This is a genomic window from Ewingella sp. CoE-038-23 (genome assembly GCF_040419245.1).
Taxonomy (GTDB): Bacteria; Pseudomonadota; Gammaproteobacteria; order Enterobacterales; family Enterobacteriaceae; genus Ewingella; species Ewingella allii.
Genome location: NZ_JAZHOH010000001.1, coordinates 4,178,470 through 4,193,073, shown reverse-complemented (window position 1 = coordinate 4,193,073; position 14,604 = coordinate 4,178,470). Strand labels below are relative to the sequence as shown.

At 55.0% G+C, this 14,604-nt stretch carries 15 protein-coding genes; 8 read left to right on the top strand and 7 right to left on the bottom strand.

Translation table 11 applies throughout. The annotated features are described in order from the left end of the window. The first annotated feature begins 2 nt into the window (after positions 1-2). The gene (gene trpS / locus V2154_RS20205; RefSeq protein WP_353503594.1) at positions 3-1,016 is read left to right on the top strand and encodes a tryptophan--tRNA ligase; all 1,014 of its coding nucleotides are present in this window, start codon (positions 3-5) and stop codon (positions 1,014-1,016) included. 82 nt (positions 1,017-1,098) lie between these two features. Here trpS and cysG read toward each other — a convergent pair whose 3' ends face one another. The 4 genes from cysG to nudI all read right to left on the bottom strand — a co-directional run bounded on the left by cysG (position 1,099) and on the right by nudI (position 5,956). Beyond that, positions 1,099-2,481: a siroheme synthase CysG gene (gene cysG, locus V2154_RS20200; RefSeq protein ID WP_353503593.1), complete on the bottom strand. Its 1,383-nt coding sequence runs from the start codon at positions 2,479-2,481 to the stop codon at positions 1,099-1,101. 14 nt (positions 2,482-2,495) lie between these two features. Continuing rightward, entirely contained in the window at positions 2,496-2,822 is a 327-nt protein-coding gene (gene nirD, locus V2154_RS20195) for a nitrite reductase small subunit NirD (RefSeq protein WP_278877117.1), read from the bottom strand. Continuing rightward, complete coding sequence (gene nirB, locus V2154_RS20190; RefSeq protein ID WP_353503592.1) at positions 2,819-5,371, bottom strand: nitrite reductase large subunit NirB; 2,553 nt, start codon at positions 5,369-5,371, stop codon at positions 2,819-2,821. Before nirB ends, nirD begins: the two co-directional genes overlap by 4 nt. A gap of 159 nt (positions 5,372-5,530) precedes the next feature. Then, positions 5,531-5,956, bottom strand: coding sequence for a nucleoside triphosphatase NudI (gene nudI / locus V2154_RS20185; protein ID WP_353503591.1), 426 nt, complete (start codon positions 5,954-5,956; stop codon positions 5,531-5,533). 134 nt (positions 5,957-6,090) lie between these two features. Between nudI and V2154_RS20180 the strand changes: the two genes are divergently transcribed. After that, complete coding sequence (locus tag V2154_RS20180; RefSeq protein ID WP_353503590.1) at positions 6,091-7,374, top strand: cytosine deaminase; 1,284 nt, start codon at positions 6,091-6,093, stop codon at positions 7,372-7,374. Here V2154_RS20180 and V2154_RS20175 read toward each other — a convergent pair. The 3 genes from V2154_RS20175 to V2154_RS20165 are packed head-to-tail and all read right to left on the bottom strand — an operon-like array spanning position 7,371 to position 10,037. Beyond that, positions 7,371-8,381 carry a LacI family DNA-binding transcriptional regulator gene (locus tag V2154_RS20175; protein WP_034793793.1) on the bottom strand — a complete coding sequence of 337 codons (1,011 nt, stop codon included), beginning with the start codon at positions 8,379-8,381 and terminating at the stop codon, positions 7,371-7,373. The genes V2154_RS20180 and V2154_RS20175 overlap by 4 nt on opposite strands. A 38-nt stretch (positions 8,382-8,419) precedes the next feature. Further along, complete coding sequence (locus V2154_RS20170; protein ID WP_353503589.1) at positions 8,420-9,727, bottom strand: 6-phospho-beta-glucosidase; 1,308 nt, start codon at positions 9,725-9,727, stop codon at positions 8,420-8,422. Next, complete coding sequence (locus tag V2154_RS20165) at positions 9,714-10,037, bottom strand: PTS sugar transporter subunit IIB (RefSeq protein ID WP_353503588.1); 324 nt, start codon at positions 10,035-10,037, stop codon at positions 9,714-9,716. The genes V2154_RS20170 and V2154_RS20165 overlap by 14 nt, the downstream gene beginning before the upstream one ends. Before the next feature lie 332 nt (positions 10,038-10,369). Between V2154_RS20165 and ppiA the strand changes: the two genes are divergently transcribed. The 6 genes from ppiA (at position 10,370) to V2154_RS20135 (ending at position 14,425) form a co-directional block, all read left to right on the top strand. Then, positions 10,370-10,939, top strand: a complete 570-nt coding sequence (gene ppiA / locus V2154_RS20160) for a peptidylprolyl isomerase A (protein WP_034793783.1) — start codon at positions 10,370-10,372, stop codon at positions 10,937-10,939. A gap of 140 nt (positions 10,940-11,079) precedes the next feature. Further along, the gene (locus V2154_RS20155; protein ID WP_353503587.1) at positions 11,080-12,603 is read left to right on the top strand and encodes a helicase HerA-like domain-containing protein; all 1,524 of its coding nucleotides are present in this window, start codon (positions 11,080-11,082) and stop codon (positions 12,601-12,603) included. A 134-nt stretch (positions 12,604-12,737) separates the two neighbouring features. Further along, positions 12,738-12,908, top strand: a complete 171-nt coding sequence (locus V2154_RS20150; protein ID WP_353503586.1) for a YhfG family protein — start codon at positions 12,738-12,740, stop codon at positions 12,906-12,908. Continuing rightward, positions 12,898-13,500 carry a putative adenosine monophosphate-protein transferase Fic gene (locus tag V2154_RS20145; protein WP_353503585.1) on the top strand — a complete coding sequence of 201 codons (603 nt, stop codon included), beginning with the start codon at positions 12,898-12,900 and terminating at the stop codon, positions 13,498-13,500. The genes V2154_RS20150 and V2154_RS20145 overlap by 11 nt, the downstream gene beginning before the upstream one ends. 415 nt (positions 13,501-13,915) lie before the next feature. Then, complete coding sequence (locus tag V2154_RS20140; protein WP_353503584.1) at positions 13,916-14,149, top strand: hypothetical protein; 234 nt, start codon at positions 13,916-13,918, stop codon at positions 14,147-14,149. 39 nt (positions 14,150-14,188) lie between these two features. Then, positions 14,189-14,425: a hypothetical protein gene (locus tag V2154_RS20135; RefSeq protein WP_353503583.1), complete on the top strand. Its 237-nt coding sequence runs from the start codon at positions 14,189-14,191 to the stop codon at positions 14,423-14,425. The last annotated feature ends 179 nt before the right edge of the window (positions 14,426-14,604 follow it).

Genomic DNA, 14,604 nt, shown 5'->3' with positions numbered 1-14,604 from the left:
AAATGAGTAAACCCATCGTATTTAGTGGTGCACAGCCCTCAGGTGAACTGACCATTGGCAACTACATGGGTGCGCTGCGTCAGTGGGTTAAGTTGCAGGACGATTACGAGTGCATCTACTGCATCGTCGACTTGCATGCGATCACCGTGCGTCAAGACCCTGCGCAGCTGCGCAAGGCGACGCTCGACACGTTAGCGCTGTACTTGGCCTGCGGCATTGACCCGCAAAAAAGTACCATTTTTGTGCAATCCCACGTTCCTGAGCACACGCAGCTGAGTTGGGCACTTAACTGCTATACCTACTTCGGTGAACTGGGTCGTATGACTCAATTTAAAGATAAATCAACCCGTTATGAGAATGAAAATGCCAGTATCACGGCAGGTTTGTTCGATTATCCGGTGTTGATGGCCGCCGATATCCTGTTGTACCAGACCAATCAGGTGCCAGTAGGGGAAGACCAGAAACAGCATCTGGAGCTGAGCCGCGATATTGCCAACCGTTTTAACGCGCTGTACGGCGACGTGTTCACCGTTCCAGAACCGTTTATTCCTAAGTCCGGCGCGCGCGTGATGTCTCTGCAAGAGCCGACCAAGAAGATGTCCAAGTCTGACGATAACCGCAACAACGTTATCGGCCTGCTGGAAGATCCGAAGGCAGTGACCAAAAAAATCAAACGCGCGATGACGGACTCCGAAGAGCCGCCTGTAGTGCGTTATGACCTGACGACGAAAGCGGGTGTTTCTAACCTGCTGGATATCCTCTCTGGCGTGACCGGCAAAAGCATCCCAGAGCTGGAAGCTGAGTTCGAAGGCCAGATGTATGGTCATCTGAAAGGCGCGGTGGCTGAAGCCGTTTCAGGTATGCTGACCGAGCTGCAAGAGCGTTATCACCATTTCCGTAATGATGAAGCCTTATTGCAGCAGATCATGCGTGACGGTGCTGAAAAAGCCCGCGCCCGCGCCAAGTCTACGCTGGCAAAAGTGTATGAAGCCATTGGCTTTGTTGCCGCGCCGTAAGCATTAGGCTCGAGCAATAAAAAACCACGCCTCGGCGTGGTTTTTTTATGTCAGTCAATCAGCCGCGGTTTGGTCTAAATGGTTAACTGACAGTCTCGCTGGCAAACCAATTCAACTGCTTACGCAAACTGACCACTGAGCCAACGATAATTAAACTTGGGCTTTCCACCTGCTTGGCAAGCTGGCTGAGGGAGGACAATTCGCCGGTGATCACCCGTTGGCGCTGAGTGGTGCCATTTTCCACTAGCGCGACCGGCGTGGTGGCCGCGAGGCCGTTTTTCAGCAGGTTGGCCTGAATATCTGCCGCCTGCGTCAGCCCCATGTAGAACACCAGCGTCTGCTGGCCCTGCGCCAGACAGGCCCAGTCGAGCTTGCCATCCTGCTTGGCGTGGCCGGTTATCAGCCGGACACTTTGCGCGTGGTCACGGTGAGTCAGCGGAATACCGCTGTAGGCCGAGCAGCCGGAGGCCGCCGTAATGCCCGGCACCACTGAGAAAGCAATGCCTTCGGCTTTCAGCGCTTCCAGCTCTTCGCCGCCGCGCCCGAAGATAAAGGGGTCACCGCCTTTTAGCCGCACCACGCGTTTACCCAGCCTGGCCTGCTCGAGCAAAATATCGTTGATTCTCTCTTGCGGCACGCAGTGGTGCCCAGCGCGCTTGCCGACAAAAATCCGCTCGGCGTCGCGGCGGACCAGATTCAGCACGGCGTCAGACACCAGCCGGTCATACACCACCACGTCGGCCAGCTGCATCTGTTGCAAACCTTTTAGCGTCAGTAAACCGGCGTCTCCCGGCCCCGCGCCTACCAGCACCACTTCGCCATGATGCTCCACCGGCTGGCTAAATAGCTCTTCGATGTAGGCGTCGCTCTGTTGGATGTCATTGTTGGCCAATGACTGCGCCAGACGATGATGATTAAACAGCTTTTCCCACCAGCGGCGGCGCTGCGACATATCCTGAAAATGGGTTTTCACCCGCTGGCGCAGCTGCCCGGCGGTGTCGGCCAGTTTGCCAAGATGCTGAGGCAGAATCGCCTCCAGCCGTTCGCGCAGCAGGCGGGCGAGCACCGGAGCATTGCCGCCGGAGGAGACGGCAATCATCAGCGGAGAACGGTCGATGATCGACGGCATGATGAAGCTGGCGCTTTCCGGCGCGTCCACCACGTTGCAGAACACCCGGCGCTGTTCGGCGGCTTGGCTGACTTGCTGATTAACCGCTTCGGAATCCGTCGCGGTGATCACCAGCCACTTTTCATCCACCAGCAGGGGAGAGAAAGGCCCGCGCAGCAGGCGCACTTTCCCTTCAGCTTGCCAGACGTCGAACTGCGCGCTAAAGCTCGTGGCGTTCACCCACAGGTCAGCCCCGGCGTCGAGCAGCAGACGCGCCTTGCGCTCCGCGACGTCTCCCGCCCCCACCAGCAGACAGGCTTTGTTGTGTAACTGGCAAAACAGCGGGAAATAGTCCATCGCGCGCGGCGCTCCTAAAGATTAATTTGCACGTTGCCGTCGCGAACTCGCGTCGGGTAGGCGGTGATCGAGTGACTCTCATCTTCCATGCACAGTCCGTCCGTCAGGCGGAAATGCTGCTTTTTCAGCGGGCTGGCGACCCACAGCTCGCCCTGATGTTCGGCGATGATGCCGCGCGACAATACGCTGGCTTGGGCGAAAGGGTCAATATTCGATAAAGCAAAAACCTGCTCATCGGCGCGCGGGCGGAATAGCGCCACTTGCTGTTCACCGGCCAGCGCACAAACGCCGCAGCCCGGCAAAATTTGTTCAACAGAACAAAGGGTTAGCCACTGGCTCATAATACTTCCTCCCCGGCGTCAATCAGGTTAACGGGAATACGTTCTTCAGGCCGCGCAGGGCGGTGTTGCTGGCGCTCGCCGACAAACTGCACGTTCGGGTCACGCTGGGCGCTATTGATAAAGTGGGTGAAGCGGGTTTGCGCCGCCGGGTCGTTCAGCGTTTCCTGCCATTCGCAGACCGCCGAGTCGCGCAGGCGGGCGAGTTCCGCTTCCAACTGCTCATTCAGGCCAAGCTTGTCGTCAATGATCACTTTGCGCAGGTAATCAATGCCACCTTCGAGGCTCTCCAGCCAGACCGAGGTGCGTTGCAGCTTATCGGCGGTGCGGATGTAGAACATCATGAAGCGGTCGAGGTATTGCAGCAGTTGGTCGTTGTCCAAATCCGCCGCCAGCAAATCGCCGTGACGTGGCTTCATGCCGCCGTTGCCGCAGACATACAGGTTCCAGCCGTTTTCGGTGGCAATGATCCCCACGTCTTTGCCCTGAGCTTCTGAGCATTCACGGGTACAGCCCGAAACGCCGAATTTCATTTTGTGCGGGGTGCGGATGCCCTTGTAGCGGTTTTCCAGACTGATGCCGAAGCCCAAGCTGTCGCCGACACCAAAGCGGCACCAGGTGCTGCCTACGCAGGTTTTCGCCATGCGCAGTGCCTTAGCGTAAGCCTGGCCTGTTTCGAATCCGGCATTAATTAGCTTCTGCCAAATTGCCGGTAAATCATCTTTCTGCGCGCCGAACATGCCGATGCGCTGTGAGCCGGTGATTTTGGTATAGAGGTTATATTCCGCGGCAATCTCGCCAATGGCTTGCAGGCCCTGCGGGGTAATTTCGCCGCCCGGCGAGCGCGGAATAACGGAGTAAGTGCCGTCTTTCTGCATGTTGGCGAGGAACACGTCGTTGGTGTCCTGAAGAGGCGCGTGCTGCGGTTTGAGCACGTAATCATTCCAGCAGGAGGCCAGCAGCGAGCCGACGGTCGGTTTACAAACTTCGCAGCCGTAGCCCTGACCATATTTCGCCAGCAGCTGCTCGAAGGACTTAATGCCTTCGACGCGGATCAGGTGGTAAAGCTCCTGACGCGAATAGGCGAAGTGCTCGCACAGGTGATGATTCACCTCTATGCCTTGCTTGCTCAGCTCGGCGTTCAGCACTTGGGTCACCAGCGGAATGCAGCCGCCGCAGCCGGTGCCGGCTTTGGTGGTGGATTTCAGCTCCGCCACCGTGTGGCAACCGCCCTGAACCGCTTTGATAATGTCGCCCTTGGTCACGTCGAAGCAGGAGCAGATTTGCGCGCTTTCCGGCAGGGCGTCGGTACCAATCACCGCGCCGCCGCTGCCCGCGTGGGCTGGCAGGATCAGCGCGTCCGGATTTTCCGGCAGTGGAATGCTGTTGAGCACCAATTGCAGCAGATTGCCGTAATCGCTGGTGTCGCCGACCAACACCGCGCCGAGCAGGGTTTTGTTGTCTTCGCTGACCACCAGACGCTTGTATAAGGCTTTGCTTTCATCGAGGTAGACGTAACTGCGTGCGCCCTCGGTGCGGGCATGGGCGTCGCCGATACCCGCCACGTCAACGCCCAGCAGCTTGAGCTTGGCGCTCATGTCTGCGCCGGTGAACTGGTTTTCGCGACCTAACAGATGGTCGGCGGTGACCTGAGCCATTTTATAGCCCGGCGCAACCAAGCCGAAGGTGCGCTGGTTCCACGAGGCGCATTCGCCGATGGCGTAGACATCCGCGTCGCTGGTCTGGCACTGGTCGTTGATCACAATGCCGCCGCGCGGCGCAATCTCTAAATCACACTGGCGCGCCAGCTTGTCCTGCGGGCGGATACCGGTGGAGAAGACGATGAAATCCACTTCCAGCGAGCTGCCGTCGGCGAAAGCCATGGTTTTGCGGGCGAACTGGCCGCCTTGGGAGATCTCTTTGGTGTTCTTCGCGGTATGAACTTGCACGCCCATGCTTTCGATTTTCTGCCGCAGCTGGTTGCCGCCCATCACGTCGAGCTGTTCGGCCATCAGGCCGGGGGCGAATTCAATTACATGGGTTTCGACGCCCAGATTTTTCAGCGCGCCTGCGGCTTCCAGCCCCAACAGGCCGCCGCCGACCACCGCGCCGCGCTTGCTGCGACGGGCGCAGGCTTCAATGGCGTGCAGGTCTTCAATGGTGCGATAGACGAAGCAGTCCTGGCCGTCAGACCCGGCAATCGGCGGCACCCACGGGTAGGAGCCGGTGGCGATCACCAGTTTGTCGTAATAGAGGGTGCGGCCGCTGCTGGAGTGAATCACCTTTTCGGCACGGTTCAGCGTGATAGCTCGCTCGCCGATCAGCACCTTAACGCCGTGCTTCTCGTAGAAGCCTTCGCGCACCAGAGATAACTCTTCGGCGGTGTGGTGGGAAAAATAGGAGGAAAGATGAACGCGGTCGTAGGCGACGCGCGGCTCTTCACAAAATACCGTGATATCGAACTGGCCCGGCTCGGCTTTATCCAGTAAATCTTCAATAAAGCGATGGCCGACCATGCCGTTACCAATAATCGCCAGTCTGACTTTGCTCATGTTTGCCTCGGAATTGATTTCTATAGGCTCAACATAACGCGCGTGAAGTCGGGCACCTTGACGCAAATCAAGCCGCCTCTAATATACTCCCTAGGTGGTATTTGACTGATTTATATTGGTTTTTATGTAAGTGGGCGATTTTAAATAGGTTTATCTATGCTAGAGCAATCCCCGCTGTTTAAGGGTGATCTGGGTTGCCTCATTCAAATCGTATTGGGATAGGTCTGCCGGATGAACCCACGCAAAACTCTCAAACTCGTCGTTAATTGTGACGTTATTATTTTTTGCCAAACAGTTGAAGAGTAGGTAAATCATATAAATCTCTTCTTGCGAACCATCTTGGTAGGTTTTCACTCTCACATCATCCCTAAATATCCAAGGTTCAATTTTTTCCAGCTCAAGAGCATCGCCAAGTTCTTCGCGTATTTCTCGCAATAATGCCTCTAGTATTGTCTCACCTGGTTCTACCCCACCGCCAGATAACGCCCACTGACCCGGGAAAACGCCTTTGTGGGCAGCCATCTTGCAGAGTAAATAGGTGCCTTGATACTCAATTAATGGGCAAACAATTATCCTTTGGCGCATACAAATCCTTTAGTCTGTGATGATGTTTCTTCAAGAATACCGAATGAATGGCATCAGGACTGTGTGAGGTGTCGACTTGTGGGCGGTTTCCGCTATTGTGGGCAAAGAACATCAAAATCTCAGCGAGGTAACAGGTGACTCAGACCAGTTTGCAGACTATCAAAAACGTTCGACTGCCTTACGCCGACGGGTTGTGGCAGATTCAAATCGAAGGCGGGCGCATTCGCCAAATCACCAGTCAGCCACAGGGGAATGGGCAGACCGAGGGCGTGCTGGATGCTCAGGGCGGGCTGGCGATCCCGCCGTTTGTCGAACCGCATATTCATCTCGATACCACCCAGACTGCCGGGCAACCTGCTTGGAACCAGTCCGGCACCCTGTTCGAAGGCATTGAACGATGGGCCGAGCGCAAGGCGCAGCTGACTCACGAAGACGTTAAAGCGCGTGCGTGGCAGACCCTCAAGTGGCAGATTGCCAACGGTATCCAGCATGTGCGAACCCACGTGGATGTCTCTGACCCAACGCTGACCGCGCTGAAAGCCATGCTGGAAGTGAAGGCCGAAGTCGCGCCCTGGGTCGACGTACAGATTGTCGCTTTCCCACAGGAAGGCATCATGTCCTATCCCAATGGCGAAGCCTTGCTGGAAGAGGCGCTGAGGCTGGGGGCCGACGTGGTGGGGGCAATTCCGCACTTTGAATTCACCCGCGAGTATGGCGTGGAGTCGCTGCACAAGACCTTCGCGCTGGCGCAAAAGTACCACAAGCTGGTCGATGTGCACTGCGATGAAATCGATGACGAGCAGTCGCGCTTTGTGGAAACCGTCGCGGCTCTTGCCCTGCGCGAAAATATGGGCGCGCGCGTCACCGCCAGCCATACCACCGCGATGCACTCTTACAACGGGGCATATACCTCGCGGCTGTTCCGCTTGCTGAAGATGTCCGGCATTAACTTCGTCGCCAACCCGCTGGTGAATATTCATCTGCAAGGTCGCTTTGACACTTACCCGAAACGTCGCGGCGTGACGCGGGTGAAAGAGATGCTCGACGCCGGGATTAACGTCTGTTTCGGCCACGATGACGTGTTCGACCCGTGGTATCCGCTGGGCACCGCCAACATGCTGCAAGTGCTGCACATGGGGCTGCATGTCTGCCAACTGATGGGCTACCAGCAGATTGACGATGGCCTGAAGTTAATCACCACTTACAGCGCCAAAACCCTGAATCTTCAAGGCTATAACTTGAAAAGTGGCAATGAAGCCAATCTGGTGATTCTCCCGGCTGAGAGCGGATTCGACGCCGTGCGCCGCCAGACGCCAGTGCGCTACTCCATCCGTCGCGGGGTGGTGATTGCCGAGACGCAGCCCGCGCAGACGGTGATCCATTTGCAGAAAACCGAGTCGGTCAACTTCAACAGTTAGACGGCCTGCGCGTCAGTGCGCGGTGGCGCGATAGAGTCGCGGCTGACGATTTTCGGTGGGAACTGCTGGTGGAGGATATCGCCCTCGAGCGACAGTTCATCCAGCAGTAGCCGCGTGGCGAACTGCGCCATGTCGGTTATCGGGAAGTGCACGCTGGTCAGCGCCGGGCGCACAAACTCGGCGCGTTCGCCGCTGTCGTAGCAAATCAGCGAAATGTCTTCTGGCACCCGCAGGCGGTGTTCGCTGATCGCCAGCAGGGCGCCAATTGCCATATCCTCGTTGCAGCAGTAAATCGCCGTCGGCTTCACCGGCTGGCGTAACAAGGTATCGGTGTGGCGAAAGCCGCTATCCAGCTTGTAATCCCCTTCCAGCGTCGCCAAGGGTGCAATTCCCGCCTGCTGCATGGCATCGGCGAAGCCTTGCCAGCGCAGTTTGGCGGAGTGGCGTTGCAGCGGCCCGCTGATGCAGGCTATTTGCCGATGACCGGCGTCGAGCAGCATCTGGGTGGCGATGCGGCTGGCGAGGGCGTGGTCGAAGCTGATGCAGCGAGATTCCAGTCCGGGCACCAGACGGTCGAGCAGCACGAAAGGATTGTTGTCGTGGGCCAGCTGTTTCAGGCGTTCATCGCTGATGTGGCGCACGTGCAGGATCAGGCCGTCACAGCGTAAGCCGAACAGCCGCGCAATGGCCTGCTGTTCGTTCTCCTCGCTATCACGCCCTTGAGTGACGACTAACTGCTTCCCCTGCGACTCGGCTTCGGTTTGCACCACGTCCATCAGCGCGCCAAAAAAAGCACCGCGATAGGAGGTGGTGACTAACCCCAGCGTATGGCTTTGGCTCGACGCCAGCGCACGGGCCGCCGGATGCGGGCTGTAGCCCAACATCGCGATGGCCCGAACCACGATTTCACGCGTGGCTGCTTTGACCTTTTGGTCGCCATTCACCACCCGAGAAACGGTGGCCCGGGACACTCCGGCATAGGCTGCGACGTCTTCCAATGTCACCATACTGGCTCCTGTAGCCCCGCCAGTCAGGGGCAGGGAAATTATCTAAATTGAGGTAAATACGGCGCGTTGAGCTGTAAAACCTCATCGAAGAGTTGTTGTGCCAGCGCGGCGTCGCCGACCAACGGGTTGGTCATCAGCGCCAGCAGGCCGCTTTGTCGGTCGCCGTGCACCGCGCAGTCGATGGTCAGGCGCTCAAAGGTTTTCACCTGATCCGCCAGCGTATGCAGTACCGGCGCTAAGCGCCCGAACACCAGCGGCGTCGCGCCGTGGGCGTCGATAATACAGTTGGTTTCTACCACGGCGTCATCCGGTAAGCCATGAATAGCGCCGTGATTTGATGTATTTACCACCATTTGCGTGCCGAGATTATTATGGATTGAGCGAATCAGTTCCAGTGCCACTTCCGAATAGAAGGAGCCGCCGCGGAAACTCAGCTGCTCCGGCTTGGTATTCAGATTCGGATCGGCGTACAGCGCGAACAGCTCTTTCTCCACCTGCATCACTTTTTCGGCACGGGTTCCGCCGTCCGCCGCCTGTTTAATCTCATCTTCCAGCATGGCGCGCGGCAGATAGAAATAGCGGTGATATGGACAAGGGATCACCCCCAGCGCCCGCAGCAGCTCAGGCTTCCACGGCTGATCCTTGATGTTGTTCATGGTCAACGTCGCGCCGTCGCACAGCAGATCCAGCGTTTTTTGCGTCACGTCTTGGCCGTTTTCCAGCACGCGATGTACCCACACCATGTGGTTCAGCCCGGCGAACTGCAGATGAATATCCTCATCCTTCGCGCCAAGCATTTTCGAAATCATGTGGTGCATGGTGATGGGTACGTTGCACAGGCCAATGATTTTGGCTTTGCTGTGGCGGGCCACGGCTTCGGTGACGATCCCAGCCGGGTTGGTGAAGTTGATGATGAAGGCATCTGGCGCTAACTCTTCAACTTTTCGAGCAATTTCTAGCAGCACTGGGATGGTACGCAGCGCCTTGGCAAAGCCGCCCACGCCGGTGGTTTCTTGGCCAATCAGGCCATACTTCAAGCCGAGGCGCTCGTCGGCGGCGCGGGCAGGGAGCTGGCCGACGCGCAGCTGGGTGAGCACGAATTTGGCGTCGCGAATGGCGTCATCCAGCTGGAAATGCACGCTAACTTTGACGTGCTCCAGCCCGGCTTTCGCCAGCATGCGGCGGGTCAGCTCGGAGATAATGGTGACTTTTTCGCGGCCCGCTTCGACATCCACTAAGGCCAGTTCGGTGACCGGCAGCTCGTTAAAGCGTAGGATCAAGCCTTCGACCAGCTCCGGCGTGTAGCTGCTGCCACCGCCGATAATGGTGATTTTAAACTGACTCATGGGCACCTCCGATAAGCTCCAGCGCCGTCGCCAGCACTTTGTCGCCGCGCATGGTGCCGTAATCCATCATGTCTATTACCGCGACTTTCTTGCCGAGCGGGGCGGCGAGGTCAGAGAGACGGGCCAGTTCATAGCGTACCTGCGGGCCGAGCAGCACCACGTCGGCTTCGCCAATAATGTGTTCAAACTCGGCCACCGGCACGGCGCGCACGTCGACGTCCAGCTCGCGGGTTTTCGCCTCACTCAGCATTCGCTGAACCAACATACTGGTCGACATTCCTGCGGCACAGCAAAGGACAATTTTTTTCATGTTCGACTCCTGCCTTTTTGAAAGTGTGATTCAGTGATAGGTGATTAAAATTGAAGAATGAGAGCGCTCTCATTTTTATATCTTAGCCGGATAGCGTTGTCAAAAAACCCCCCATGTCACAAAGCGAGAGATAGCCGACAAAACTTTTTTTTACTTGGCAGGTCATAGCTATACGTAAATAAAAGTAAAGCTCTGGCACTGTAGGTATAGGCTCTTTAGAATCAATGGGTTTATCCCGTTAGATTTCGAGCTGAAGCCGCGCGGGCTGCCGCCTAGCTGCATCTTGAAATCTATCGGGTACAGTTGTTTGTATTTTGGATAAAGGAATCGTCATGTTTAAACGTACTTTAGTGACCGTCACTGCGCTGCTCTCCCTCACCGCGCTGTCACCTGCCGCACTCGCTGCCGCACAGCAACACGTACTGCTGACGACCTCCGCAGGTAATATCGAAGTCGAACTCGACAGTGCTAAAGCACCGGTTTCTGTGAAGAATTTTGTCGATTACGCGCAAAGTGGTTACTACAACAACACCATTTTCCACCGCGTTATTCCAGGCTTCATGATTCAGGGTGGCGGTTTCACCACTGACATGCAGCAGAAGCAGACCAAAGCGCCAATAAAAAACGAAGCTGACAATGGCTTGCGTAACCTGCGCGGCACCATCGCTATGGCGCGTACTTCTGAGAAAGACAGCGCGACCAGCCAGTTCTTCTTCAACGTGGCTGACAACGCCTTCCTCGACCACGGCCAGCGTGACTTCGGTTATGCGGTATTCGGCAAGGTTATCAAGGGGATGGACGTGGTTGATAAAATCGCTCAGGTGAAAACCGATAACGTAGGCCCATACCAGAATGTGCCAACCACGCCAGTGGTTATCCTTTCTGCCAAAGTCCTGCCATAATTTAAGCCAGCAGCAAGAATGCGAAAGCCTCCTATCCGGAGGCTTTTTTATGTCGAAAATTCGGATTTCTTGACGCCTATTCATCTGCCTTATAGGTTTTAATCAGTGCCAGAACCCACCCCTGTTCAAAGGATAATGAAATGAGTGAACCCCGCCTGATCGCGATTGCCATGCAGGATGGCAAACCCGTGCAAAACTTGACGCTACTGCCTGCGCTGGCTAACCGCCACGGTTTAATCACCGGCGCGACCGGCACGGGTAAAACCGTGACCCTTCAACGCATGGCCGAGCAATTTTCGCGTATCGGCGTGCCGGTATTTTTGGCCGATGTGAAAGGTGATTTGTCAGGGATTGGCGCACCGGGCGTGGCGTCGGACAAGCTGAATGCGCGGCTTCAGGGCATTGGTGTGACTGACTGGCAGCCGCGGGCTTGCACTATTATTCCATGGGATATTTTTGCCGAGAAAGGCCATCCGATCCGCGCCACGGTGTCGGATCTTGGTCCACTGCTGCTCGCCCGCTTGCTCGACCTGAACGAAGTGCAAACCGGCGTGCTCAATCTGGTGTTTAAGATTGCCGATGACAGCGGCATGCTGCTGCTCGACATGAAAGACCTGCGCGCAATGGTGCAAGTGGTCGGCGACAACGCCAAACAGTTCCAGACCCAGTACGGCAACATTTCGTCGGCTTCCATTGGCGCAATTCAGCGCGGGCTGCTGACGCTGGAAGGACAGGGCGCCAACCAGTTCTTCGGCGAACCTATGTTGGATATCAAGGACTTGATGAAAACTGACGCCAATGGGCAGGGCATCATTAACCTGCTGGCGGCGGATAAACTGATTAACCAGCCGAAGCTGTACGCCGTGTTCCTGCTTTGGCTGTTGGCGGAGCTTTTTGAGCATCTGCCAGAAGTGGGCGACCCCGAGCAGCCAAAGTTGGTGTTCTTCTTCGACGAAGCGCACCTGCTGTTCACCGACGCCCCCGCCGCGCTGCTGACCAAGATTGAACAGGTCGTTCGCCTGATCCGCTCGAAAGGGGTGGGTATCTATTTCGTCACCCAGAACCCGCTGGATATTCCTGACAGCGTGCTCGGCCAACTGGGAAATCGCGTGCAGCACGCCCTGCGAGCTTTCACGCCGCGTGACCAGAAGGCGGTGAAAGCGGCGGCGCAGACCCTGCGCGCAAACCCGAAATTTGATGCTGAAACGGCAATTTCCGAGCTGGGCGTCGGCGAAGCGCTGGTCTCCTTCCTTGATGAGAAGGGGCGCCCGAACGTGGTCGAGCGGGCGATGGTTATCGCGCCAGAATCCAAAATGGGCATGCTCGGCGATGAGGGGATGAATAGCGCGCTGAACAAATCGCCACTCTATGGCCGGTATGAAGATGCCATTGACCGCGAGTCGGCGTATGAAAAGATTCAGGCTCAGGGCTTTGGCACCGTGGCACAGCCTGCTGGCACGGCGGCGCAAAAGCCGGCTGCAACGCAGGCTGAGGGTGGCGGCTTGATGGGCAGCTTGAATGAGATCCTCTTCGGCTCTACCGGCCCGCGTGGCGGGAAAAAAGACGGGGTGGTGCAGGTCGCAGCCAAAAGCATGGCGCGCGACTTAGGTCGGCAGATCCTGCGCGGCGTGCTTGGCTCTATTATGGGTGGTCGCAAGAAGTAGCGCAAAGTAAGCCCTATCCCGCCGTTTTCTAAGAATGCCCTGCAAATGCCGGGCATTTTTTTTGCCCTCACTTTCCCTGACTATACTTACCTCAGAAATACGCTAGCGAGCGTACCCACGCTAAGGAGTCCGAGATGAGTACCAAGCTGACCGCGAAACAGAAAGAGAAGTTGTTCAAAGAGCGCCAAAATCGCAATTTCCAAGCCAGTTCACTGTTGGATGGTTTGCACATCGAGCTTGTGAACCTCACCCCAGAGCAAGTTGCCCAGCGACTGGATGACTTAAGGGGGCACTATGAACGATAAGCTGAATGCAGGCGTCGATCCCTATCTCTATCCCGGTATCCAGGTGCTAGAAAATAAACTAGGTATTCACGAGGCGAATCGATTAGCGCAGGCGGAAATGGCCTTTACCGCGCTGCGGGCTGCCACTATCTCCCTTGGGCAACCCGAGATGGGCTTGCCGCACCTTTGCGCCATTCACCAAACGCTGTTTCAGGACATTTATCCTTGGGCTGGTAAATTTCGTGAAATGGATATCTACAAAGAAGACACGCCTTTCTGCCACTTCGCCTATATCGAGAAAGAGGGCAATGCGCTGATGCAGGAGCTGGAAGATGAGGGTTATCTGGTTGATCTTCCTCACAAAGATTTCTGCAAGAAATTGGCTCATTACTATACGGGTATCAATCTGCTGCATCCGTTCCGCGACGGCAATGGACGGGCGCAACGCATCTTCTTCGAGCAACTGATTATTCACGCTGGTTACGACGTTGATTGGAAAAATATCGACCGTGAAAGCTGGTTAGACGCCAATAAAAAGGCGGTATTTGGTGATGAAAAGCCGCTCACTGCCCTCTTTAAACAGGCTGTCCTTGAAATAGAAGACACTAAGTAAAATCTGCCTTCTTCTCACCCGGTTCTGAAGTCAGGGCCGGGAAAGCCCCCCTCGCTGATAGCTTCTTCCACTTTATTTACTGACCAGAAAACTAAACGGCTGTTTATATTAAATTTTTAATTATAAATAAGTTGCGCTGTATTGATCGAAATTATTTTCATTAATGTCTAGTGGGTTTCTTAGATATATATAAGACAGAATGAGCTTTTTTTTAAATGAGTTTACTCCTGAAAAGTTGTTCTGTTAGTCTCATGTCGGTGGCAAACGCTTCGTTATTATTGCTAATTTAGCAGAGCATTTGCATTGCTTATAAATGATGAATGCCATCAGGGATTATCACTATTATGTACTATAGATGATAATTTATATAAAACTTCGATGAATATTTATGATCGAAAAATAATAAGGATATTATATGAAAGAGTTATCTGTTATAGAAATGAATGCAGTATCGGGTGCTGGCTGGGGTTTTTGGGCGGGGGCAGGGGTTGGGGCTTTGGCTGGGATTGTTGCGACCTATAGCCTTATGATCTTGAATAAAGAAACGTTTCATGATGTAACTCCAGAAAAAAATGAACTCAATCAGCATCTTATTGCTGCTTCTACTCTATTGGGCGCACTTTCTGGCGCAATCGCCGAAGCGCGTTAATAGCAATCACTGACTCAATAAAATTAATAAGGAAATTATATGAAAGAGTTATCTGTCGTAGAAATGAATGCAGTATCTGGTGCTGGTTGGGGTCTTTGGGCTGGTGCTGGCGTTGGTTTAATGTCAGGTTTTTTGTCTGGAATTTTAATTAGCAAGATGCGGGGTGAATCGCATATTCCTAAAAACGAAGAGCAGGCAGAATTAAACCGATTGATTGTTTCAGCATCGACAGTTCTAGGTGCACTTTCTGGCGCAATCGCCGAAGCGCGTTCATAATCTAGGCAGTAAAGTCAATTATTTTCACAATGCATATTAGAATAATGGCTGTTCACCGTGAGAATGATTGAATTAATACCGTGGTGACTTCACCACGGTATTATCCGAAGTTTCTTAAATGAAAGTGATGGCAGAGTTAAGTTTTTCATACCCCCATTCACTTGCCGTGCGAAGGCGCT

Bases quoted from the DNA above. Each gene is read 5' to 3' on its own strand.
- trpS (WP_353503594.1), top strand. From the start codon at position 3: ATGAGTAAACCCATCGTATTTAGTGGTGCACAGCCCTCAGGTGAACTG.
- cysG (WP_353503593.1), bottom strand. From the start codon at position 2,481: ATGGACTATTTCCCGCTGTTTTGCCAGTTACACAACAAAGCCTGTCTG.
- nirD (WP_278877117.1), bottom strand. From the start codon at position 2,822: ATGAGCCAGTGGCTAACCCTTTGTTCTGTTGAACAAATTTTGCCGGGC.
- nirB (WP_353503592.1), bottom strand. From the start codon at position 5,371: ATGAGCAAAGTCAGACTGGCGATTATTGGTAACGGCATGGTCGGCCAT.
- nudI (WP_353503591.1), bottom strand. From the start codon at position 5,956: ATGCGCCAAAGGATAATTGTTTGCCCATTAATTGAGTATCAAGGCACC.
- V2154_RS20175 (WP_034793793.1), bottom strand. From the start codon at position 8,381: ATGGTGACATTGGAAGACGTCGCAGCCTATGCCGGAGTGTCCCGGGCC.
- V2154_RS20170 (WP_353503589.1), bottom strand. From the start codon at position 9,727: ATGAGTCAGTTTAAAATCACCATTATCGGCGGTGGCAGCAGCTACACG.
- V2154_RS20165 (WP_353503588.1), bottom strand. From the start codon at position 10,037: ATGAAAAAAATTGTCCTTTGCTGTGCCGCAGGAATGTCGACCAGTATG.
- ppiA (WP_034793783.1), top strand. From the start codon at position 10,370: ATGTTTAAACGTACTTTAGTGACCGTCACTGCGCTGCTCTCCCTCACC.
- V2154_RS20155 (WP_353503587.1), top strand. From the start codon at position 11,080: ATGAGTGAACCCCGCCTGATCGCGATTGCCATGCAGGATGGCAAACCC.
- V2154_RS20150 (WP_353503586.1), top strand. From the start codon at position 12,738: ATGAGTACCAAGCTGACCGCGAAACAGAAAGAGAAGTTGTTCAAAGAG.
- V2154_RS20145 (WP_353503585.1), top strand. From the start codon at position 12,898: ATGAACGATAAGCTGAATGCAGGCGTCGATCCCTATCTCTATCCCGGT.
- V2154_RS20140 (WP_353503584.1), top strand. From the start codon at position 13,916: ATGAAAGAGTTATCTGTTATAGAAATGAATGCAGTATCGGGTGCTGGC.
- V2154_RS20135 (WP_353503583.1), top strand. From the start codon at position 14,189: ATGAAAGAGTTATCTGTCGTAGAAATGAATGCAGTATCTGGTGCTGGT.